The sequence below is a fragment of the Parendozoicomonas sp. Alg238-R29 genome, assembly GCF_947331445.1.
In the GTDB taxonomy this organism is placed as follows: domain Bacteria; phylum Pseudomonadota; class Gammaproteobacteria; order Pseudomonadales; family Endozoicomonadaceae; genus Sansalvadorimonas.
Genome location: NZ_CAMZOG010000014.1, coordinates 42,412 through 62,880, shown reverse-complemented (window position 1 = coordinate 62,880; position 20,469 = coordinate 42,412). Strand labels below are relative to the sequence as shown.

The 20,469-nt window shown below is 48.7% G+C and carries 18 protein-coding genes; 7 read left to right on the top strand and 11 right to left on the bottom strand.

The window, feature by feature from the left end:
- Window positions 1–557: DUF4372 domain-containing protein (locus QMA35_RS05730; protein WP_281646179.1), on the bottom strand; the 557-nt coding region annotated here is incomplete at its 3' end.
- A 205-nt stretch (window positions 558–762) separates the two neighbouring features.
- Here QMA35_RS05730 and QMA35_RS05725 point away from each other — a divergent pair.
- Entirely contained in the window at window positions 763–984 is a 222-nt protein-coding gene (locus tag QMA35_RS05725) for a hypothetical protein (RefSeq protein WP_281646178.1), read from the top strand.
- 20 nt (window positions 985–1,004) lie between these two features.
- On the opposite strand, the gene QMA35_RS05720 is transcribed toward QMA35_RS05725, so the two are convergent.
- Together QMA35_RS05720 and QMA35_RS05715 are read right to left on the bottom strand one after the other, a co-directional pair.
- Complete coding sequence (locus QMA35_RS05720; protein ID WP_281646177.1) at window positions 1,005–1,541, bottom strand: SPOR domain-containing protein; 537 nt, start codon at window positions 1,539–1,541, stop codon at window positions 1,005–1,007.
- Window positions 1,542–1,629: 88 nt separating this feature from the next.
- Entirely contained in the window at window positions 1,630–2,031 is a 402-nt protein-coding gene (locus QMA35_RS05715) for a hypothetical protein (RefSeq protein ID WP_281646176.1), read from the bottom strand.
- Window positions 2,032–2,090: 59 nt separating this feature from the next.
- Here QMA35_RS05715 and argS point away from each other — a divergent pair, with 59 nt between their 5' ends.
- On the top strand, window positions 2,091–3,833 hold the full coding sequence (gene argS / locus QMA35_RS05710; RefSeq protein ID WP_281646175.1) for an arginine--tRNA ligase: 1,743 nt from the start codon (window positions 2,091–2,093) through the stop codon (window positions 3,831–3,833).
- A gap of 381 nt (window positions 3,834–4,214) precedes the next feature.
- Here the strand turns inward: argS and dtd are convergent, their stop codons facing one another.
- Together dtd and QMA35_RS05700 are read right to left on the bottom strand one after the other, a co-directional pair.
- The gene (dtd, locus tag QMA35_RS05705; RefSeq protein ID WP_281646174.1) at window positions 4,215–4,655 is read right to left on the bottom strand and encodes a D-aminoacyl-tRNA deacylase; all 441 of its coding nucleotides are present in this window, start codon (window positions 4,653–4,655) and stop codon (window positions 4,215–4,217) included.
- Window positions 4,656–4,672: 17 nt separating this feature from the next.
- On the bottom strand, window positions 4,673–5,401 hold the full coding sequence (locus tag QMA35_RS05700) for an SDR family NAD(P)-dependent oxidoreductase (protein ID WP_281646173.1): 729 nt from the start codon (window positions 5,399–5,401) through the stop codon (window positions 4,673–4,675).
- Window positions 5,402–5,425: 24 nt separating this feature from the next.
- Here QMA35_RS05700 and QMA35_RS05695 point away from each other — a divergent pair, with 24 nt between their 5' ends.
- Complete coding sequence (locus QMA35_RS05695) at window positions 5,426–5,800, top strand: nuclear transport factor 2 family protein (protein WP_281646172.1); 375 nt, start codon at window positions 5,426–5,428, stop codon at window positions 5,798–5,800.
- Between the two features lie 24 nt (window positions 5,801–5,824).
- On the opposite strand, the gene pip is transcribed toward QMA35_RS05695, so the two are convergent.
- Window positions 5,825–6,805, bottom strand: a complete 981-nt coding sequence (gene pip / locus QMA35_RS05690) for a prolyl aminopeptidase (RefSeq protein WP_281646171.1) — start codon at window positions 6,803–6,805, stop codon at window positions 5,825–5,827.
- A gap of 161 nt (window positions 6,806–6,966) precedes the next feature.
- Here pip and QMA35_RS05685 point away from each other — a divergent pair, with 161 nt between their 5' ends.
- Window positions 6,967–7,383 (top strand): nuclear transport factor 2 family protein, encoded by a 417-nt coding sequence (locus QMA35_RS05685; RefSeq protein WP_281646170.1) that lies wholly within the window; start codon window positions 6,967–6,969, stop codon window positions 7,381–7,383.
- Here the strand turns inward: QMA35_RS05685 and QMA35_RS05680 are convergent.
- Both QMA35_RS05680 and QMA35_RS05675 read right to left on the bottom strand, forming a co-directional pair.
- Complete coding sequence (locus tag QMA35_RS05680; RefSeq protein WP_281646169.1) at window positions 7,380–8,111, bottom strand: hypothetical protein; 732 nt, start codon at window positions 8,109–8,111, stop codon at window positions 7,380–7,382. The two genes, QMA35_RS05685 and QMA35_RS05680, sit on opposite strands and share 4 nt — an antisense overlap.
- 83 nt (window positions 8,112–8,194) lie before the next feature.
- The gene (locus tag QMA35_RS05675; RefSeq protein WP_281646168.1) at window positions 8,195–8,392 is read right to left on the bottom strand and encodes a hypothetical protein; all 198 of its coding nucleotides are present in this window, start codon (window positions 8,390–8,392) and stop codon (window positions 8,195–8,197) included.
- 326 nt (window positions 8,393–8,718) lie between these two features.
- Here QMA35_RS05675 and QMA35_RS05670 point away from each other — a divergent pair, with 326 nt between their 5' ends.
- On the top strand, window positions 8,719–12,282 hold the full coding sequence (locus QMA35_RS05670) for an SET domain-containing protein-lysine N-methyltransferase (RefSeq protein WP_281646167.1): 3,564 nt from the start codon (window positions 8,719–8,721) through the stop codon (window positions 12,280–12,282).
- Window positions 12,283–12,578: 296 nt separating this feature from the next.
- On the opposite strand, the gene typA is transcribed toward QMA35_RS05670, so the two are convergent.
- Together typA and QMA35_RS05660 are read right to left on the bottom strand one after the other, a co-directional pair.
- Window positions 12,579–14,390 (bottom strand): translational GTPase TypA, encoded by a 1,812-nt coding sequence (typA, locus tag QMA35_RS05665; RefSeq protein ID WP_281646166.1) that lies wholly within the window; start codon window positions 14,388–14,390, stop codon window positions 12,579–12,581.
- A gap of 30 nt (window positions 14,391–14,420) precedes the next feature.
- A complete protein-coding gene (locus tag QMA35_RS05660; protein WP_281646165.1) occupies window positions 14,421–15,074 on the bottom strand; it encodes a lipopolysaccharide kinase InaA family protein in 654 nt (217 codons plus the stop codon).
- A 221-nt stretch (window positions 15,075–15,295) separates the two neighbouring features.
- Between QMA35_RS05660 and msbA the strand changes: the two genes are divergently transcribed.
- Window positions 15,296–17,134 carry a lipid A export permease/ATP-binding protein MsbA gene (gene msbA, locus QMA35_RS05655; RefSeq protein ID WP_281646164.1) on the top strand — a complete coding sequence of 613 codons (1,839 nt, stop codon included), beginning with the start codon at window positions 15,296–15,298 and terminating at the stop codon, window positions 17,132–17,134.
- Window positions 17,131–18,570, top strand: coding sequence for a bifunctional D-glycero-beta-D-manno-heptose-7-phosphate kinase/D-glycero-beta-D-manno-heptose 1-phosphate adenylyltransferase HldE (gene hldE / locus QMA35_RS05650; protein ID WP_281646163.1), 1,440 nt, complete (start codon window positions 17,131–17,133; stop codon window positions 18,568–18,570). Before msbA ends, hldE begins: the two co-directional genes overlap by 4 nt.
- A 65-nt stretch (window positions 18,571–18,635) precedes the next feature.
- On the opposite strand, the gene QMA35_RS05645 is transcribed toward hldE, so the two are convergent.
- Window positions 18,636–20,342 (bottom strand): AMP-binding protein, encoded by a 1,707-nt coding sequence (locus tag QMA35_RS05645; RefSeq protein WP_281646162.1) that lies wholly within the window; start codon window positions 20,340–20,342, stop codon window positions 18,636–18,638.
- Between the last annotated feature and the right edge of the window lie 127 nt (window positions 20,343–20,469).

The following is a 20,469-nucleotide window of genomic DNA, read 5'->3' as shown; positions in this document are numbered from 1 at the left end:
TAGGTGACACCTGCCATGATGGGAAGGTTCTGAGCCACTTTACAGTCATTTTTCTTGGCGGTGGTTAGTTCGAAAAACGTTGGTGTATCTGCCTTCGGGTCATACACCGTATGAAGCTTTATGCCGCCTTTGGTTTTTCGGAAATGCGCCCACTCAAACTGGTTCAAATTTAAGTCAATGGTCGTGGAATCAATCAGGCGAACCATATCACTGGCCGCTCCCCGAGGCAGATGGCTTCTGACCTTTTGTAATAGAAAGAAAAAGGTTTCTGAGAAAATGCCAACCGCCCGGGTGCTGTTAGCATCTGACAATGAAGAACGCTTTATGCGAGAGACACCCAAATGATAATGGTGATTGTGGCAGGTATTAAAATTCTCAACCAGATCCCGAATGGAAACCCGGCTGGCCAGTTGAGCAAACATCATGGCAACGAGCTGAGTCCAGCATGACAGAGTCCTGATGCGATGATCCCCGTTGTGGCGATCAACGACCTTCTGAAACTGGTGACGTGGGATTGTTTTGAGTAACTGTTGGAAAACGCTGTTATGATGCTTCATGTCTGTCTTTTTTGTTTTGTGAAATAGCTGTCTCGACAACCGCTATTTTACCGCAAACCACTAAAGACAGACATCTCACGCCTTTCTCGATTTTTTTAACCGGACAGCAGTGTACACCTACACACGGGTTGATAACCCGATCTTCCTCGATACGGATACAATCTTTTGTTACGACGTTATCCTCAAACACAATGGTGTATATATCTTGACGTACGAGACAGAAGACAACCCCCAGAGTTGTGGCGGTAAAGTAGATGCATCAATGAATAAAGGGGATTACACAAGTCTTCAGCTAGCTCCGGGAGCCAAACTTAAACTGGGAGCCGTTGCAGGGCGTAATACTGAAATCACTGCCAACCAGAGTGGAACCATACGCTGTTCAGGAACAACGCTAATAGGTTTCGACTGCAGCTGGCAGGGTAATTGACGAGAGCGCTTATTATCCGCTTACCGCTGTTGCAGCAGCATGGTTTCCAAGCCCTGTGAAGCCAGCTGCTGCCGCACAGCTCTCACTTCTGTCTCACTGTTAAAAGGGCCAAGTTGAACTCGGTGCCACTGCTCCCCGCCGCGAACTTTAACTTTCTCAATACGAGCCTCAAAGCCGGTAAGAATCAACTGTGCCCGAAGCCGGTCAGCATCCTGCGCACTTCGAAATGATCCTGCCTGCAGTAGATATCGGTGGCCGCTTTTCGCCTGTTCTTCAGAATAAGGGGTTTTTGATTTTTCCGGTTCTGATTTGGTTACTGTTTTCTTAACCGGAGGCTTTTGCTGATCAGTCTTTTTCTCTGAAGGCACCAAAACTTCTGATTCAGGCAAAAGCGTATAAAAATCAAAAACCGGCCCCTTCGCTTCAGTTTCTCCTTCCTTATTAACCGTGGTCGACTTCGCACCGGGTGTCATACCAACGTTAGGCGCCAGCTCCGTAAGCATCATGCCAAAACCGCCAATGACAATACCAGCAATCAGCAATAACCAGCCGGGCACCTTTGCTTTTGCCCCTGCCTTTTTATGTTTATTTCCATGTCTGCCAGTCCGCCTGCCAGTCCCTCTGTTAGCGCCCGCCATAATTCCCTCAAGGACAAAAAGAAACGCAGGTTATACCCTGCTTAACAACCCGTTTTTGTATACAGGACTGAAACCTAAAAATATTATCTCCATCCTGCCACAAAGAGTTCTTCACTGCATGGCAGTAGCGCCGCGAGTTTTGCTTTCTAAGCAAGACTAATCGGTCATCAATACAATAGCGGGTAATATCAGGGTTAGCCGTCTTGTGAGAGATATGGAATTCCGATAGCATGCTGTGCATGATGACAGCCAGTAAAAATGACCATTTTCTATCAAAAAGCACCGGTATTTCTTTCGCCGGAATAGCTGTGGCTGTATTTTTCTCTGATATTCGCTCCCGCCAGAATTTAATCCGACGATGATATAACTGATTCGACGTTGGCGCAGTTTCCTTAACTGCCACCGCCATTTCGGCTAAACCCTTGTAAACTTACTCAAATCTGCACCGCCTGAATTAAGGATTGCTCCATGAACGTGCTCAAGTTCCTTGACCAAAAGATATCCGCCGCCCTCATGGCCGCTGGCGCACCTGCCGACAGCCCGGCAATGATTCGCCAAAGCGCCCGCGCTCAGTTCGGTGATTATCAGTCCAATGGTGCGATGCCAGTGGCCAAGAAACTGGGCATGAATCCTCGTGAGTTGGCTCAAAAGGTTATTGATAACCTGGATCTCTCTGAAACCGCCGACAAAATTGAAATTGCTGGCCCCGGCTTTATCAACATTTTCCTGAAGCCTGAGTGGATGGCTGCAACCCTGGCTGGCTACAGCAAGGATGAGCGTGCAGGTGTAGCCAAAACTGAAAAGCCTCAAACTATTGTTGTTGACCTCTCCGCTCCAAACGTTGCGAAAGAGATGCACGTGGCTCACCTGCGTTCTACCGTTATCGGTGATGCGGTTTCCCAAACTCTGGAGTTTCTCGGCAACAAGGTTGTGCGGGCTAACCACATCGGCGACTGGGGTACCCAGTTCGGTATGCTGATCGCACATCTGGAAGAGCTGCAGAAAACCAACCCTGACGTTATGAACTCCGAGCTGGGCGATCTGGAAGAGTTCTACCGTCAGTCCAAGAAGCACTACGATGAAGACGAAGCCTTTGCCGAACGTGCTCGTAACTACGTGGTGAAGCTGCAGGGTGGTGATGAGTGGTGCCGACAGCAGTGGCAAAAGCTGGTTGACGTGACCATGGAGCAGAACCTGCGCACCTACAAGCGTCTAGGTGTGAAGATTACCGCTGAAGACACTATGGGCGAGAGCATGTACAACGACATGCTGCCCGGCATCGTAGCCGACCTGAAGGAGAAAGGTCTGGCCGTTGAAGACAACGGTGCCATGGTTGTTTACCTTGACGAGTTCAAGAACAAGGATGGTGACCCAATGGGCGTTATCATCCAGAAGCGTGACGGCGGCTACCTATACACCACTACCGATCTGGCCTGTGCCAAGTACCGTTACGATAATTTTGGTGCTGACCGTATCCTGTACTATATCGATGCCCGTCAGGCTCAGCACCTGCAGCAGGCCTGGACCATCGTTCGCAAGGCTGGTTTTGTACCTGAGAACGTAACTTTAGAACATCACTACTTCGGTATGATGCTGGGTAAAGATAACAAGCCTTTCAAGACCCGTGCCGGTGGCGTTGTGAAACTGGCTACTCTGCTGAACGAAGCCACTGCCCGTGCAGAAAAGCTGATCAACGAGAAAGGCGCAGATATGACTGCCGAGCAAAAAGCTCAGGTTGTTAACGCTGTCGCTATGGGGTCTGTGAAGTACTCTGACCTTTCCAAGAATCGTACCAGTGACTATGTGTTCGACTGGGACAACATGCTCTCCTTCGAAGGTAACACTGCTCCTTACATGATGTACGCTTACACCCGTGTACAGAGCATCTTCCGTAAGGCTGGTGTTGAAGCGGCTTCCCTGACCGGCGATATCAAGATCACCGAACAGGCTGAGCGTGAACTGGCTATCAAGTTGATGCAGTTCAGTGAAGCAGTAGACGGCGTTGCCCGTGAAGGTATGCCACATATTCTGTGCTCCTATCTGTTCGAGCTGGCTGGCGCCTTTATGAAGTTCTACGAGTTCTGTCCTGTCAACAAGGACGATGTTGCTGCTGACGTGAAGAACAGTCGTCTGCAGCTGTGCGCTCTGACTGCCCGTGTTCTGAAGCTGGGTCTGGGTTGCCTGACTATCGAGACTGTTGAACAGATGTAAAACAATTGTTCTGTTTTACTTCCCAAAACGCCAGCTCTTAGGAGCTGGCGCTTTTCGTTATGCTTGCTTGCCCATTTTGACAGTGCATCGAACGTTTCCCTGAAAACAGGGTAGTAAATCAGATGCGTTGATAGCGTATAGGAAGTAGCTTTTTCCTCTGGTATTTCCGCTATTTCCTTACTCTCCATGACAATCATTCAAGTGGCTTGTGTTCACTGCGATACCACGAATGGCGTAGTCAAGAACGGCAAAGCGCCTTCTGGACTACAACGCTACCTGTGCCGCAACTGCAGTCGTCTACCCATAGAAGCTCTCGGTAGCTCTCGGTAGCTCTCAATAGCTCTCGGCAATGCTGAGTTCGATGCCTCATTGAGAACGCCCCTAGGCAACTTCCAGCATAAACGTAACCGGCCCATCATTCAGCAGACTGACTTTCATATCAGCACCAAAGTTGCCAGTAGCAACTGTTGAGTGCCTGCTCTTTGCCATCTCAACAAACTGCTCGTAAAGCTCTTCGCCCAATGCCGGGGATGCGCCAGAGCTGAAGCTTGGCCGCAACCCTTTACGGGTATCGGCAACCAGGGTGAACTGGGACACCACCAGCAAACCACCACCAGTATCGGCAAGACTGAGATTCATCTTACCTGCGCCGTCAGAAAAAATACGATACTTGAGAACTTTATCCAGAAGTTTTCCAGCCTTCTCCGGAGTGTCATCTTTTTCCACACCCAACAGCAGAAGAATCCCATGATCTATCTCACCAACAGTCTCACCATCCACTACCACACTGGCCTGGCTGACTCGCTGAATCAGTCCTTTCACTCACAACTCCTAAATAGTTAACGACTCAACGTTATATCAGAAACAAAACCTTTGTTGACCTGACCTAAGGCAGCCACAATCATCTCTGCCGCCTGCTCTGCAGACATAAAACTCTCAACCGGATAGTTCACACCGGTGTTTTCCCAGAAACCTGTCGCCATACCTGCAGGATAAACTGCTACCACTCTTAACTGAGACCCTTTCACCTCTTCCCGCAAGGATTCGGTAAATCCGCGCACCCCCCATTTGGCGGTACAGTAAACAGATTCCCCCGCTTTTCCTTTCAATGCTGCGGTCGACATCACATTCACAATAACACCGCCAGCCTGTTTCATATCTGGAACAAAGGCCTTACATGGATAAATGATGGGGAGAAGGTTATCTATCAATGATTGCTGAATGTCTTTGTCATCCAACGATTCCAGCGAACCAAATAATCCAGCACCAGCACAGTTGATAACTGTTGAAGGTAATCCCAGGTTCTCCTGCGTCCAGCATTTCAAAGCTGCTACAGCCTCAGCATCACTCAGATCGCTGCAAAATATATGATGTTCTCCGGATAACTCTTCCGAAAGAGTCTGCAACTTATCGCTGTTTCTGCCAACTAAAAGAAGCGTTTCCTGCTTCTGTGCCAGCCGGAATGCCAGCGCTTTGCCAAGCCCACCTGTTGCACCGGTTATAAGGGTGTACTTCATAATCACCACTCTTCCAATCAGATACTGAGTGTACGAACTAAACTTTCCCATTCATTTTCCGTGAGATCATTCACCATGCACCATGACAGTCTCACAGCAACGCTGAACGCCAGTAAAAACTGGATCAAGCACTTCAACAAGGGAGATACAGACTACTGTATCTCGGCTTATATACCGGAAGCGGAGATGAAAGCCAAACCCATGGGAGAATACAGCGGCCGGGAAAATATCGACAACTTCTGGCGCCCTTTTATTCAATCAGGAGCCACAGATCTGGTTTATACCGATATCTGGTTGCAGGAGATCAACGAGAGCAAAGTACATCTTGGAGCCAACTGGCGTATGAATGTTGGCCGGGGCGTTATTACTCTGGAAGAATGGATAAAAACGGATTCTGGTACTTGGAAACTGGCTGTCGACAGCTTCGAGATACAGGAGCAGTTCCACTAAGCAACTGCTCCTTAAAACCCAGCGCTACGAGCTTCTGTCGAGATTAAATTCCGCTTTAAACTGACGAGCCATTTCATCCGTAGCACGCACCATTGCATCACGAATCCCTGACTCAAAAGCTGAGTGCCCTGCATCTCTGACTATATGTAGCTCACTGTTTTTCCATACTGTCTGAAGAGTCAGGGCATTTTCCAAAGGGCAGATCAAATCGTAACGACCATGCACAATAATGCCGGGGATATCTTCTATTGCAGAGAGCTCTGGCAGAACACCGTCAGTGTTCAAGAACACATTATTCATCAGATAGTGAATACAAATGCGCGCCAGTGCGATGGCTTTGTGAGGGTCAGAAAAGCTATCCAGTACTTCCTGGCTTGGCCGCAGTGTTGAGCAATGAGCATCCCAGGTGCAAAAGGCTTTTGCGGCTCCCATACGGGCCAGTTCATCATCACCAGTCAAACGCTGATGGCAGGCTTTCAGCAGATCATCCCTTTCATCTTCAGGAAAGTGCGCCGCGAATGTTTGCCAGTAATCCGGGAAAATTCGACCCGCACCATGTTGATCAAACAACCACTTGGTATCACTCTTTCTGCCAAGAAAAACACCACGGAGTATCAAACCCAGAACTTTATCAGCATGTCGGGCAGCGTAGAGCAGGCCGAGGGTAGCCCCCCATGAACCGCCCAGTACAACCCACTTATCAATTTTCAACTCTGTACGGATTGTCTCCATATCAGAGATCAAATCATCCGTGGTGTTGTCCTGCAATTCAGAGTGAGGTGTTGATCGCCCGCAGCCACGTTGATCCCAGATAATGATCCTGTACATCTGTGGATCAAAGAACCGACGACTGTGTTTATCGCACGCAACACCAGGGCCCCCATGAAGGAAAATAACGGGTATACCTTCCGGGTTTCCGCTCTCATCAATATAAATTTTATGCCCACCTGAGACTGGCAGATTATGACGAGCATAAGGTTTAATGGGCGGGTAGAGGGTCAGCATTGATAAATCCCTGTGAGTTCCTGACGTGTTGGTGCCACCGCAACATTTACAACACTACTCCTATGGAGCACCATCTTAAAGGCAATTATACCGGCTCTGATCAAATCATCAGTGATAGGAATCAGTAAAGACGATTCAGACAATAAACCAAGAAGAAAGCAATGAACAGACTGTTTTCAAGCATCATTCTCACCACCCTGCTGCTGACCAGCTGCAGCGAGCCGCCAGATGAAGAAGTCATCAACCACAACATTGATCAGGCCATTGCAGGGCTGAGTAATAAAGAGATGGATCGGGTTCTGGATAACCTGAGCCCTGAGTTTACTGGCAGTCATAAGTTGGATAAAAAATCAGCCATGCGAATGATGGCTTTTCATTTTATGCGCCATAAGGAAGTCAATGTGATCTCCACTCGTCGAGACACCACAGTAATCGGTGACACTGCCGTTACCAGGGGTACAGCCATCCTTACCGGCCAAAGTTCTTTCATCCCGGAAAATGGCCGTTTAATCAGTTACACGGGGCATTGGGAAAAGACTGAAGACAAGTGGTTTCTACGCAAGCTGGAATGGAATTAGTCCTGTTCAACGCCGGGCATATTCTCGCCCTTCAGATGGATAACTGAAACAATTTTTTCCTCCAGTTCCATCTGCTCTGGATCACGGCCATAGTAAAGGAGTTTGAGATAAGAAGCGGGGCTGTCCACTCTTATCTTTTTCCCGTGGTTCATGCTGTCTACCACATACCACTGCCCACTCTCTCCTTTCACACACGTCACGAAGTGGTGGCTTAACCCTGATGCCAAAATCATCCTGTCTCCCTGAAAGTTATCCAGGGCTTCAATCAAAGATTCATCATATAATGCGTTATGAAGGGTAAGCTGAGAGGCAGGTGGTAACTTCTCCTCTGCAGTTGCTCTCAAACAACGCTCCTGCATTCGCTGTAGAAGCACTTCAACATCCTTCTGTTCGTATACGTTATAAGGATTCAGCGCGTGCTTTCCGAAGAATGCATTAGCGGCGTGAGTACCGCAGGTTTGCTGATCCCTTACCTGTTTTTCTATATAAATGACATCTGGCTCACTTTGTGGATTTAAGCCGTAAAGGGCTGAGGGAACCTGAAGTTTAGAAATACTTCGAGCATGAATTTCTCGAGGAGGTAAAGTATTTCTCGATCGATTGAAGAGTCGTTTAACTGTCTGCTCAAGTGCCGAAATCTTGCGTTTAAAAGCCTGATAAGCTTTCTCAACCGCAGAACGCTGCAATGGTTCTTGCAGCTTCCTGAAACGTCGCCCCAGTATTTTCATAGCAAGTAAACGCTCTGAACACTCCCTGTTCAGAAAAGACTAGATCGAAAACCTTCGATCATCCATGCAGAAAAAAGCTCTGGTTAATCGGCTTTTCCAGATATTTTACCACTGGGCAAAAACTTCAACCTGAAGGTTACAGGTACGGCGTAGGAGATATAATGAACTCCGGCAATATCCACAAAAAGCTTCACTTTGTCCTGCAAAACAAGCTCATTGGCCATCACAATCTCGCTGTGATAAGCGTTGACCGTTTGAATGTGATAAACATTCTCTCGCACATACTGCCTGCTGTTGTGACTAACTCTTTAACGTCACGTTGAGTTGGTCTGCCAGTTTTTCATGGGACAAATGAGCATCTGTTCACAGGGTGCTACCTGGTATCAGCAGGCGTATTGCGGCTGTGTAAACAGTCTGAGAGATACCAACCGCTACAGGCTTTCTCAAGGTCGACTGCATATTTCCCGGTTGGTGAATTTTTATAGACAAAGCACGGAGGAGGAAGACACTATCATTGCCCGGTCAAACGCCTAACCAGCCTGTCACCGGGATGAACCATCCTGACCTGATTCTATCCAATGAATGTCATCGGATAAGGAACAGGTCAATGCAGATTGCTCCCGAACTTCAGCGCCCGCCGCAATCGGAGGGTGCTCTGACAGGCTTGGTGGCAGACCTTGCTACCGGGCAAACCCATGATAGAACTGTGCAGCCCGTTACAGGGCTTTCACACACTCCCCAAGAAGCAGATTCACTCTCCCAGAAGGCTCGCCCCCTTGACCAACGAAGTATCAGTGCCTGGACAGAGCTCTCACTCTACCATGATAGTGCCAACGACCGCTTTCATGCCCCTCTGGAAGGAATGAACAGTCCCAAAACCGTTCTATCATTTTCTGACCTGAAACACGCACGTGAGTCTATTCATCCAGAAAACCGTGTAGAGGTTAAAAATTGCCCTGATGTAAGTAAAGGAAAAGGTGCCTTTGCCAAGTGTGCCTTCAGTGAGGGCGAAGTTGTTGGGTTTTACACCGGCACGGTAAATTTCCGTAAACCCATGCCACTCACATTGCTGTCAAAATATTTGAGACTTGCAGAAAAAAAGTCACAGGATATAGCCCTTCCTTTACATGCTGTCTGGTACCTCAGCCCCGCAGGGGATATCCAGTTTCGGACAGGAAAAGACACCTATACCGCCTGGAGTCAGGCAAAGCTTGAAGGAAAGAATATTGAAATAGGTATTGATGGTGAGCACTCTGATTCTCCGTTTCAATACCTGAATCACAGCTTTCAGCCCAACACCATCCTGCTCACTAACCTGGCTCCCGAGGCATGCAGCCATATAACAGACAGAGGCAAACTTTACATGCGCACCTCGGCAAACCCTGTAGACAGCCTGCTCATTCCAATTATCGCCATCAAACCTATTGCAGAAGGAGACGAGCTGACATTTCGGTATGCCAACAGAGTAAATTTCGAGAATGTCGGGAAGGATATTATTGACAACCCTCAGAAGATGATGCGCATAACTAACGATGGCTTTCCTGTGTTTATTCCCAAACAAAAGCGCAAACCCGCAACAGGTTGGGTAAAGACGAAAACCAGAAACAAGGCTCCCCGACCAACAGAGATCATCACGGCCATGCCGTCCTCTCCACAATCAGGCAGCTCACTCACATCAGAGCCTATGGAGCTTATGGACACAAGCAGCAGTAGAGACTGGCTCGAAAGTGAAGATGAACTCAGTGAAAAGCTATTGCCGGATTCCGAGTCTGATTCCCACTCAGAGGCTGACTCAGATTATCAGTCACCGTTTCCGGACGAGAGCAATCCATCGGAATGGGATGAATCCTGCAGTGACAGTGACAGTGACGAGCTTTCCACAACCAGCATGCGGATTCCCCAAAAACGCCCTTCTCGTACGAAGGCAAAACAACCCGTCAAGCACAGAACTCTACCTTCCAGTATTCATGCACAACGGGCAGAACTCACCCGCCAGCTCATCACAACCCCAAACAGCCCTGATTTGCTCTGGCAGTATTTCCTGCACTATCAGTCTCAGTCTGATCCACTAATAAATGGCTACATCGCCTGCTGCAACAGCCTGAACAACAGGTGCATCCCTCACCCAATGGAGGGTGAGTGGTCACCAGCTTCTCTGTATCGTTACTTTCTGGAAAGTGGAAAAATCAGTGAACAAGAGAAGTATCAATTCATGCCCCACGAGGCGCTCTGGGAGCGTTGTCTGTTTGAGCGAGGGATAGATCCAGAGCGCGAAATCATGCAGTTCTGTCTCAGCAGATTACAACACGACGGCTCGAGCACAGAACTTGTTAAGTTGCTTAACCTTCACGGTCTTCATCAGCCCGATGGAGAACTCTGGAATCCTGACAGTTGTCACCAGTTGATGAAACAGAATCCTCTAACGACGGCTCAGCTTGAATACGGGATTCAGGGGCAACCACCCATAACCGCCGCACGCATTCTCTGGCGGCATGCCCGAACAGGAAACAAAGACGCCTACCATATGGCTATTTGCCGCCTTTGGGCGTTGAACAAAACATTTGGCAAAACAGCCTCTATGCTTAATGCCTATCAAGGCCACAGCAAAGGTAATTATCCGACACCTCACTGGAATGAAGAAAAGCTTCTGCAGTATGTACTCACCCACGACCTGCTGGATTTAACCAAAGAAGAGCACCGCCAGAGAATCCCGTTACCTTTAGCCATCAAGATACTTGATCCATCTCAAAAAGAACTTTACCCAAAGCCAGTGCAATTAAGCTCTGAAGAGCAAGCATCGCTCTCAGGTGAACAGCTTCGCCAGCGTTTGCTGCAGACTTATCTGACAACCTCAGACCCGGAACAAAGGGAGAAGAAGCTGGCTCAAAACCTCATACATTGCTTTAAAGCGGAACGAGCGGCGCGGATCGATACGGTGATCGAAAGGCAATACACACCCCTTATCAACTTCCTCAATCAAAGTGAGCTGCTAAAAGAAACTATTCCCGAATGGACCCCTGCCATTATGTACGGCTTTTTAAAAAACCACGGGGTTATGACAGAAGAAGACGAGTTTACCATGATGGATTTCCCTATTGTGGCAGAGCGCTTTCATAAGACTGGAGACTATCAGGCACTGGCTAAACATTGTTTTGTCTGGCTCTCCAACCATAAGTCCAATATTGGTAATTTGGCCAAGCACCTGCGCAAAGCAGGTTTGGTAACGCAGGCTGGTACTCAACCCACACCGGCTTTTGTAAAAAAGCAGCTCAAAGAGCAGGGTTTTACTATTCCTGTACCACCATATGAAACAAAAGAAGAAAAATCGTCTCGTCTTATTGCTATCGCAGCTGAAGGCGACAGTGATGATATGAAAAATCTTATAGAGCACTATCTGTTGGAGGATCATGTAAAGCTTTCAGGAATCGCCTCTCGACTCAAACTGCTACTCACGAAGCAACTGGATACCGGAGAAAACCTTGAAACAAAACTGGCACATTTAGAGTATGACGTATGGACATTTAACGGACTGCAAAGTTTTATGCAGCACCACGGCATAACAACGAAGGCGAGCAAGGCATCAGCCACGGCAAAGGACCCTCGTTCTGATGAGGCATTTCTGGATCAATTCATAAATGCACGACCTGATTGTAAGTGCTCTAGTGTCATGACCCAAATATTTGGCAAAAATAAGCCGAAAGATGAATTCCATGAAACCCTGGGGAAAATACTCTGTGAAAAAAGAGTTCCTCCCGCCCTCAGCCCCGCACACATCAGAGTTGAATATGATAAAGCCACGCCCAAGAGGCAACTGGAATTGAAATATGAGTTGATTCTTCAAACACTGCAGGAGCAGGCTGCTTCAGGGTCACAGCAACTCCCTGAGAGCCTGCAAACACTTCTCTATCTTCACCAAAAGGACGAACGTGATGCCCGAAACACCTGCCAGCGGATAAAGGGATATGGCATAAAAATTCCTGAAGATTTCGGCCACATTCCCATCCGTTCACACGGCACAGCCCACTCTTCGCGGGAGCGCCCGAAAGGAAATACACAAGGGCTGCCTGGTACAAATCACTGGATGGACGGCAATGTCGCAAAAATATTTCAATTCATAACCGACCATCCCTTTCAGGAGCAGGAGCAGGAGCAGGCAACCACATCCATATAATCAAACTGCTTCACATCAAACAGGCCATTGGTTGTCAGCTTTAATTCAGGAGTAGCTTTAATTCAGGGGTAGAAGGTCAGCGATTGGCTTTTCCAAACGGGAGCAAGTGCACGGCATTGTCATCGGATGACTGATAAACACTCTCTCGCACATACTGCCCTGCTGTTTTGACTAACTCTTTAACTGGCGGCTTTCAGCGCCACCCGAAGGGCATTGCCGAGAAAATACAGAACCAGAACAACAAAAAGCCCCGGTACATTGCTGTAGCGGGGCTTTAAATATAGAGCTATAGAAACTTACTTGTTTCTGTTGCGCTTACGCTCCACCTCTGTGAGGTACTTCTTACGCAGACGAATATGGTTAGGAGTAATCTCAACCAACTCATCATCATCAATAAACTCAAGAGCCTGTTCCAGAGTATGACGAATGGGCGGAGTCAGAATAATGTTTTCATCGGTACCAGCAGCACGCACGTTGGTCAGCTGCTTGCCCTTGGTTGGGTTAACCATCAGATCGTTGTCACGAATATGCAGACCAATAATCTGGCCTTCATACACATCAACGTTTGGATCGATAAACATCCGGCCACGGCTCTGCAGGTTGAACAGGGAGTATCCCAGAACCTTGCCTTTAACCATGGAAACCAGAACACCATTGTTACGGCTGCCAACTTCACCTTCTTTCACAGGGCCGTAGTGATCAAAGATAGAAGTCAGAATGCCGGAACCTGAGGTCAGGGTCAGGAACAGGGAGCGGAAACCAATCAGGCCACGGGAAGGCATGATGAAATCCATACGTACACGGCCTTTACCATCTGGAACCATGTCCTTCAGCTCTGCTTTACGCAGCCCCATCTCTTCCATGATGGCGCCCTGATGCTCATCTTCAACATCAACCACAACCTGTTCATAAGGCTCTTCCTTCACACCATTGTTGTCACGAATAACAACTTCTGGACGGGAAACAGCCAGTTCGAAACCTTCACGGCGCATGGTTTCAATCAGAACAGACAGGTGCAGCTCACCACGACCAGCAACCTTGAACTTGTCAGCATCGTCGCCCTGCTCAACTCGCAGCGCTACATTGTGGATAAGCTCACGATCCAGACGGTCTTTGATGTTCCTGGACGTTACAAACTTTCCGTCCTGCCCACAGAATGGAGAGTCGTTAACCTGAAAAGTCATGGATACTGTTGGCTCATCAACAGTCAGTGCTGGCAGAGCTTCAACATTGGCCGGATCACAGAGAGTGTCGGAAATGTTCAGGCCTTCAATACCAGTAATGCAGATGATGTCACCGGCACGAGCATCTTCAGTCTCAACACGCTCAAGGCCAAGGTGGCCCATCACTTTCTGGATTTTGGCGTTGCGTTCTTCACCGTGCATATCAACCAGACGTACTGGAGTACCTGGCTTGATGTGACCACGCTTAACCCGGCCAACACCAATAACACCTACATAGCTGTTGTAATCCAGAGCGGAAACCTGCATCTGGAAAGGGCCGTCAACATCAACGTCTGGGGCAGGAACATTTTCAGTGATCATTTCAAACAGAGGAGTCATATCCTCAGCCAGCTGATCTGGTTCCATACCTGCAACACCATTCAGGGCGGAGGCATAGATAACCGGGAAATCCAGCTGTTCATCGGTAGCGCCCAGATTATCAAACAGGTCAAAAACCTGATCCATCACCCAGTCAGGACGGGCGCCAGGACGGTCAACCTTGTTGATGACAACAATCGGGCGCAGGCCCTGTTCAAAAGCTTTGGACGTTACAAAGCGGGTTTGAGGCATTGGGCCGTCTACCGCATCCACCAGCAGCAGTACGGAGTCAACCATAGAGAGAACACGTTCTACTTCACCACCGAAGTCAGCGTGCCCTGGTGTGTCCACAATATTAATGTGGTAGTCATTCCAGTTAATGGCTGTGTTCTTGGCCAAAATGGTGATACCGCGCTCTTTCTCCTGGTCATTGGAGTCCATGATGCGCTCAGTACCCTGATCCTTGCGGCCAAGGGTACCGGATTGCTGCAGCAGCTTATCGACCAGTGTTGTTTTGCCGTGGTCAACGTGAGCGATAATCGCTACGTTCCGGAGTTTCTCGATCACAGGGAAAATGCCTCTTTTCATCTGGGCCGGTTATAGACCAGCCAAAATATTATCTAATTTCTTCCGGAACCCTTCTTGGGAACCAGCCATATCGTGATAGCTTTCTGCCAGAATAGCTGCTGAATCACCCAGCAGCTCCATGTCATCCCGATAACGGGCCATATGCCTGAAATTTCGAAGCCGACTGCCTTCACTGAGGCTGTAATTGCGGCAACGCATATCAGAAATATCTATCAACCCAAGGCGCTCATCCGGCATGCGGAGAATATTCCCCAGATGCAACGAACGAAAGTACACGCCTGAACGGTGCAACCAAGCGATAAAACGACCAAAATCGCGCGCCAATTGCTGCTTTTCAGACTCGTTGCACTTCGCCAGCCACTGGCGCAGGGTCTCACCTGCCAGCGGGTGGTAATGAACCGCCGTACGCTCAACAGATGGAATTTTATAAACAGACTTTATTTCAACTGTGGGAATGCCACGCTCAACCAAGGCTTGGGCATTTTTGGCAAATCGCATGGCATAAGGCCATATCAACTCTGAGGTTAGCAGGCGTTTGCGACGAAACAGTTTCAAAAAAGTCCCGTCTTTCAGCTTGATTACCTTATCGCCAAAGCCATCAGCTTCAATAACACTGCCGCCATCCCGCAGTCTGTTATAGTCCGTAGCAGTAAGAATCTGCATTGAAAGTCTTCAGCTTGTCGTGTGTGCTGGCAAAGGCGGGCATTCTACCTGTGGCAGAGGCTAAGGAAAAGGAAAGTCTGCTTTGTAACTGCGTAAAATAGAGAAACCCCACCCCAAAAAGCGCCCGGATTGCCGCCAATTACTGATGGTATGTTATGATTATCGGCTTCACTTGATTTGCACGATCGTTCTCATTTATTTCTATCAGCAGGTTTTGATGTATGACCCAACAATCCCGCACCGCTGGAACTGCAAGCAGTGGGCTGGCGATTTACCTGCGCCTTCTAGGGTATGTACGCCCTTACTGGCCCTATTTTGCCCTGAGTATTCTGGGCTATGTCTTTTTTGCTGCCAGCCAGCCAATGTTTCCAAAGCTGGTTGATTATTTTACAACAGCCTTGATTGGCGATGCTCAGGAGCCAGTCAGCATCTGGGGATTAGGCCAGGTTGCGCCAGAGAAACTGGTTCTGATTGTTCCCCTTGGCATGGTGTTTATTGCCATATTCCGGGGCATTGGTTCCTTTATGGGCAACTACTTTCTTGCCCGGGTTTCCCTTGGTGTTGTCCACGACTTACGGACACACCTTTTTAACAGCATGCTGGTGCTGCCCAATAAATTCTTTGATGACAACAACTCTGGCCATCTGATTTCCCGCATCACCTACAACGTAGGTGGTGTGACCACTGCAGCCACAGATGCCATTAAGGTGGTTGTACGGGAAGGCCTTACTGTTATAGCTGTTCTTGGATATCTGCTCTACACCAACTGGAAGCTGACATTACTGTTCATTGCTATCATGCCGGTGATTGCTGGCGTTGTAGCCCTCACCAGCAAACGATTCAAAAAACTCAGTAAAAAGATTCAGAACACAATGGGGGATGTGACCCACATCGCTTCAGAAACCATCACCAGTCACCGGGTTGTGCGCAGCTTTGGTGGTGAAACCTATGAGAAAACCCGTTTTCTTGCTGCCAGTGCAGATAACACGAAAAAAGGGCTGAAGATGGTTAAGGTTGGCGCCATTATGACCCCAACCTTGCAGTTGATTATTCTTTGCGCCATGGCGGCCTTGATGTATGCAGTGCTCTATTTACAAAGTACTGGCGCCACTGCCAACACTCCCGGTCAGCTGGTTGGTTTCCTGACAGCCGCAGGTCTGCTGCCAAAGCCCCTTCGCCAGCTCAGTGAAGTCATACCTAATATCCAGAAAGGTATTGTGGCGGCGCACTCTGTTTTCGAACTGGTTGATGAAGAAACAGAGAAAGATGAAGGTACTCTCGAAGTTGAAAGAGTTAATGGTGAACTGGAAATCAGAAACCTGACCTTCACCTATCCCAATGCCGAGTCTCCGGCCCTTAAGGATATAAACTTCACGATTAAGCCCGGTGAAACCATCGCCCTCGTTGGTCGTTCAGGCAGTGGTAAAACAACTCTCGCCAGCTTGCTGCCTCGTTTTTACAATCACGATGGCGGTGAAATTCTTCTGGACGGTCACCCTATTGAAGATTACCAGCTGAAGAACCTCAGAAAACAGATTGCATTGGTAAATCAGCAAGTATCTCTGTTCAATGATACTGTTGCCAATAACATTGCCTATGGTGACTTGCGGGATACCGATGAAGACGACATTCGTCTGGCAGCTCGCTCGGCTTATGCCATGGAATTTATTGAGAATATGCCTGAAGGGCTCCACACCCTGGTTGGTGAAAATGGTGTGTTACTCTCCGGTGGTCAACGCCAGCGTTTAGCCATAGCCCGCGCCATTCTTAAGGATGCCCCTCTGCTGATTTTGGATGAAGCCACATCGGCGCTGGACACCGAATCTGAACGTCATATCCAGTCTGCGCTGGATAACATTATGAAAAATCGGACCACTCTGGTAATCGCACACCGCTTGTCCACCATTGAAAATGCCGATCGCATTCTGGTGATGGATAAAGGGCAGATTATTGAGTCCGGTACCCATAGCGAGTTGCTGGCCAGAGATGGTGCCTATGCCAGACTGCATCATCTGCAGTTTGAAGAACAGGCTGAAACTGTGACAGAGATTATTGCATGAAGCTTACCCTGCCCCGTTTTGACAAAGCCCGCGTTGTTGTAGCCGGCGACGTAATGCTCGACCGGTACTGGCATGGCCCTACCCGGCGCATCTCCCCGGAAGCTCCCGTTCCTGTTGTTCGTGTAACTGGTACAGAAGACCGTCCTGGTGGCGCAGGAAACGTTGCCCTTAACATTACCTCTCTGGGCACCCCTGTCTGGCTGCTGGGCGCAACTGGTGATGATGAAGCAGCTGACAGCCTCAGTAATACATTGGAGTCTGCAGGCGTAAGCTGTGACTTTATCCGCCATGCGGGTGCACCGACAATCACAAAACTGCGGGTTATCAGCCAGCACCAACAGTTGATGCGCCTAGACTTTGAAGAATCTTTCTCAGAGTGTTTCCAGGAACAAATTCCGGAACACCTCAAAAACTCTCTGGAAAATGCCGACGCACTGGTTCTGTCCGATTACGGCAAGGGCACACTGACCGATCTGCAGATGTTAGTGAAAATGGCTCGCGCCAGAAATATTCCGGTGCTTGCCGATCCAAAAGGTTCTGACTTTGAAAAATATCGCGGCGCTACAGTCATCACTCCAAACCTGAGTGAGTTCGAAGCGATTGTCGGCTCCTGCCCTGATGAGAAAACTCTTGTCGAAAAAGGCCAGAAGCTACGCCGTGATCTCGAGCTTGATGCCCTTCTCATCACCCGCAGCGAACATGGCATGACTCTTCTGCGGGAAGAAGAGAATGAACTACATTTCCCTGCCCGCGCCCGAGAAGTTTTCGATGTAACTGGTGCTGGCGACACTGTTATCGGCGTGCTGGCCGCTGGCTTAGCCACTGGTATGCCCTTGCCAGAAGCAACAGCTCTGGCGAACATCGCCGCGGGCATTGTAGTTGGCAAACTGGGAACAGCCACTGTCAGCATGCCGGAACTGCGTCGTGCAGTCAGCCGTGTACATGGTGTAGAACGCGGTGTGATGACCCGCGAACAGTTAGCCAATGTTATAGAAGATGCCAAAGCCCAGGGCGAACGCATTGTATTCACAAATGGTTGCTTTGATATTCTCCACGCTGGTCATGTGGGTTACCTGGAACAAGCTCGCAAGCAAGGTGATCGCCTGATTCTGGCTATTAATGATGACGCCTCTGTACACCGCCTGAAAGGTGAAGGGCGCCCTATAAACCCTGTTGAACGCCGCATGACCGTTCTGGCTGGATTGGAAGCTGTGGACTGGGTATTGCCCTTCCATGAAGATACACCAGAAGAGCTGTTAAAACTGCTGAAGCCAGATGTACTGGTGAAAGGCGGAGATTACTCCGTCGAACAAGTAGTCGGCGCACCAATTGTTCACGAATACGGTGGTGAAGTGGCTGTTCTGGAATTTCTAGATAACTGCTCAACAACAGCTATTGTGCGCAAGATTCGTCGAGAGGAGGACACCGTAGCCTGATTATTTTCAGGCTATACACTACTGCCGAATCAAGTTTTGATTCGGCAGAAACTTCTTGCAGACCATCACTCCTGATTTTTCTTGTACTCTTCCCTTAATTCTTTCCTCAAAACCTTACCGACCGGAGTCACCGGAAGCTCTTTGCGGAATACAACCTGACGCGGAATTTTGTAAGCTGTCAGCTTATCCCGGCACCAGCCTAGAAGCTCTTCTTCCGTTAATGTTGTATTTGAAGCAATCACATAAAGCAGGGGGGCTTCACCTGTTTTCTGATCTGGTATACCAATACAGGCACAGTTGGCCACCCCTGGATGAGCCGACACAACATTCTCGATCTCATTGGGATACACATTGAACCCGGAAACCAGAATCATATCTTTAATTCGGTCGACTATACGAATAAAGCCGTCTTCTTCCACCTTGGCAATATCACCGGTCTTCAGCCAGCCATCAGAATCGAGAACCTCTTCCGTTGCATCCGCTCTTCGCCAGTACCCCTTCATAACCTGAGGACCACGAACACACAGCTCTCCCGGCTCTCCAAGCACTACATCATTACCCTCTTCATTGATGAAACGTACTTCTGTTGATGGTAGCGGTAAACCTGCGGTACCTGGTTGCGAGGCTTTACCTAGAGGGTTAACACTGACAATAGGCGAACACTCGGTAAGGCCGTAACCTTCCGATATACGACAATCCGTCATACTCTCCCAGCGCCTGGCAGTATCTTCCTGAAGTGCCGTACCTCCAGACATGGTGACCTTGAGCCCACTGAAATCCAGGTTTTTAAATTCCGGGTGATTCATTAATCCAACAAAAAGAGTGTTCAAACCAGAGAAAACCGTGAATTTCCATGGCTTAATAGCTTTCAAGAACAGATCCATATCTCGTGGGTTGGCCACCAGAACATTATGCTGGCCGGTATGGGGGAAATACATCAGGTTCACAATAAAAGCATAGATATGATAAAGCGGAAGAGGAGCAATAGCCGTTTCCTGGCCAGAAGTTAGCCAGTCACTGCCGCCTTCCTGCTTCTGCTTCAAAGAAGCATCCGTTTGAGCAATGTTCGCCATCAGGTTGCCATGAGTCAGCATAGCGCCTTTGGCGACACCGGTTGTCCCTCCGGTGTATTGCAGTACAGCAATATCATCTGTGGTTCTTGAACGGGAAGAGAAAGCGGCACACTTCTGCCCTTTGGCTATCACATCCCGGAACGACAAAGCTTTCGGCAAATCAAAATGGGGCACCATCTTTTTTACGTGCCGCACAAGAGCATTCACAATCCAGCGTTTTGGCGCGGGCAAAAGGTCAGCAAAGGCTGTACAAATGAGATACTTGACCGGTGTATCACTGACTACCTCTTCAACCGTGTGACCAAAATTCTCCAGAAACAAAAGTGCTTTAGCTCCCGAATCATTCAACTGATGACGCAGTTCCCGAGCGGTATAGAGTGGGTTAGTATTTACGATAACCAGTCCAGCTCGTAAAGCGCCATAGGCGACAACAGGGTACTGAAGAAGGTTCGGAAGCTGGATGGCAATGCGATCACCTGGCTTAAGGTCAGTGTAATTCTGTAACCATGTGGCGAAATAGCCGCTGAGGCGATCAATATCGCCATAAGTCAGAGTATGCCCAATGCCAGTAAAGGCAGGTTTTTCTGCATAGCGTGAGAATGAGTCTTCAATCAGTTCCGTAAGAGAATTAAACGGAAGAGGAGCAACCTCGCCAGGCACTCCAGTGGGGCGCTTGCCATCCCAGAATTCAGATTTCATTTCTCTACCCTGTGATATGAAATGTTATTCTTATACGTACCATTATTACCAAGCCTCAACGCTCTAGGCAACGAAAGCTAACGGAATAAGACACCGTAATGGTTCTAAAGCGGCAAAAGCTTAGCAG

What these genes read in the sequence shown, in the direction of transcription:
- QMA35_RS05715 (WP_281646176.1), bottom strand. Translation starts at nt 2,031, where the DNA reads ATGGCGGTGGCAGTTAAGGAAACTGCGCCAACGTCGAATCAGTTATAT.
- argS (WP_281646175.1), top strand. Translation starts at nt 2,091, where the DNA reads ATGAACGTGCTCAAGTTCCTTGACCAAAAGATATCCGCCGCCCTCATG.
- QMA35_RS05700 (WP_281646173.1), bottom strand. Translation starts at nt 5,401, where the DNA reads ATGGGAAAGTTTAGTTCGTACACTCAGTATCTGATTGGAAGAGTGGTG.
- QMA35_RS05695 (WP_281646172.1), top strand. Translation starts at nt 5,426, where the DNA reads ATGCACCATGACAGTCTCACAGCAACGCTGAACGCCAGTAAAAACTGG.
- pip (WP_281646171.1), bottom strand. Translation starts at nt 6,805, where the DNA reads ATGCTGACCCTCTACCCGCCCATTAAACCTTATGCTCGTCATAATCTG.
- QMA35_RS05685 (WP_281646170.1), top strand. Translation starts at nt 6,967, where the DNA reads ATGAACAGACTGTTTTCAAGCATCATTCTCACCACCCTGCTGCTGACC.
- QMA35_RS05680 (WP_281646169.1), bottom strand. Translation starts at nt 8,111, where the DNA reads ATGAAAATACTGGGGCGACGTTTCAGGAAGCTGCAAGAACCATTGCAG.
- QMA35_RS05670 (WP_281646167.1), top strand. Translation starts at nt 8,719, where the DNA reads ATGCAGATTGCTCCCGAACTTCAGCGCCCGCCGCAATCGGAGGGTGCT.
- QMA35_RS05660 (WP_281646165.1), bottom strand. Translation starts at nt 15,074, where the DNA reads ATGCAGATTCTTACTGCTACGGACTATAACAGACTGCGGGATGGCGGC.
- msbA (WP_281646164.1), top strand. Translation starts at nt 15,296, where the DNA reads ATGACCCAACAATCCCGCACCGCTGGAACTGCAAGCAGTGGGCTGGCG.
- hldE (WP_281646163.1), top strand. Translation starts at nt 17,131, where the DNA reads ATGAAGCTTACCCTGCCCCGTTTTGACAAAGCCCGCGTTGTTGTAGCC.
- QMA35_RS05645 (WP_281646162.1), bottom strand. Translation starts at nt 20,342, where the DNA reads ATGAAATCTGAATTCTGGGATGGCAAGCGCCCCACTGGAGTGCCTGGC.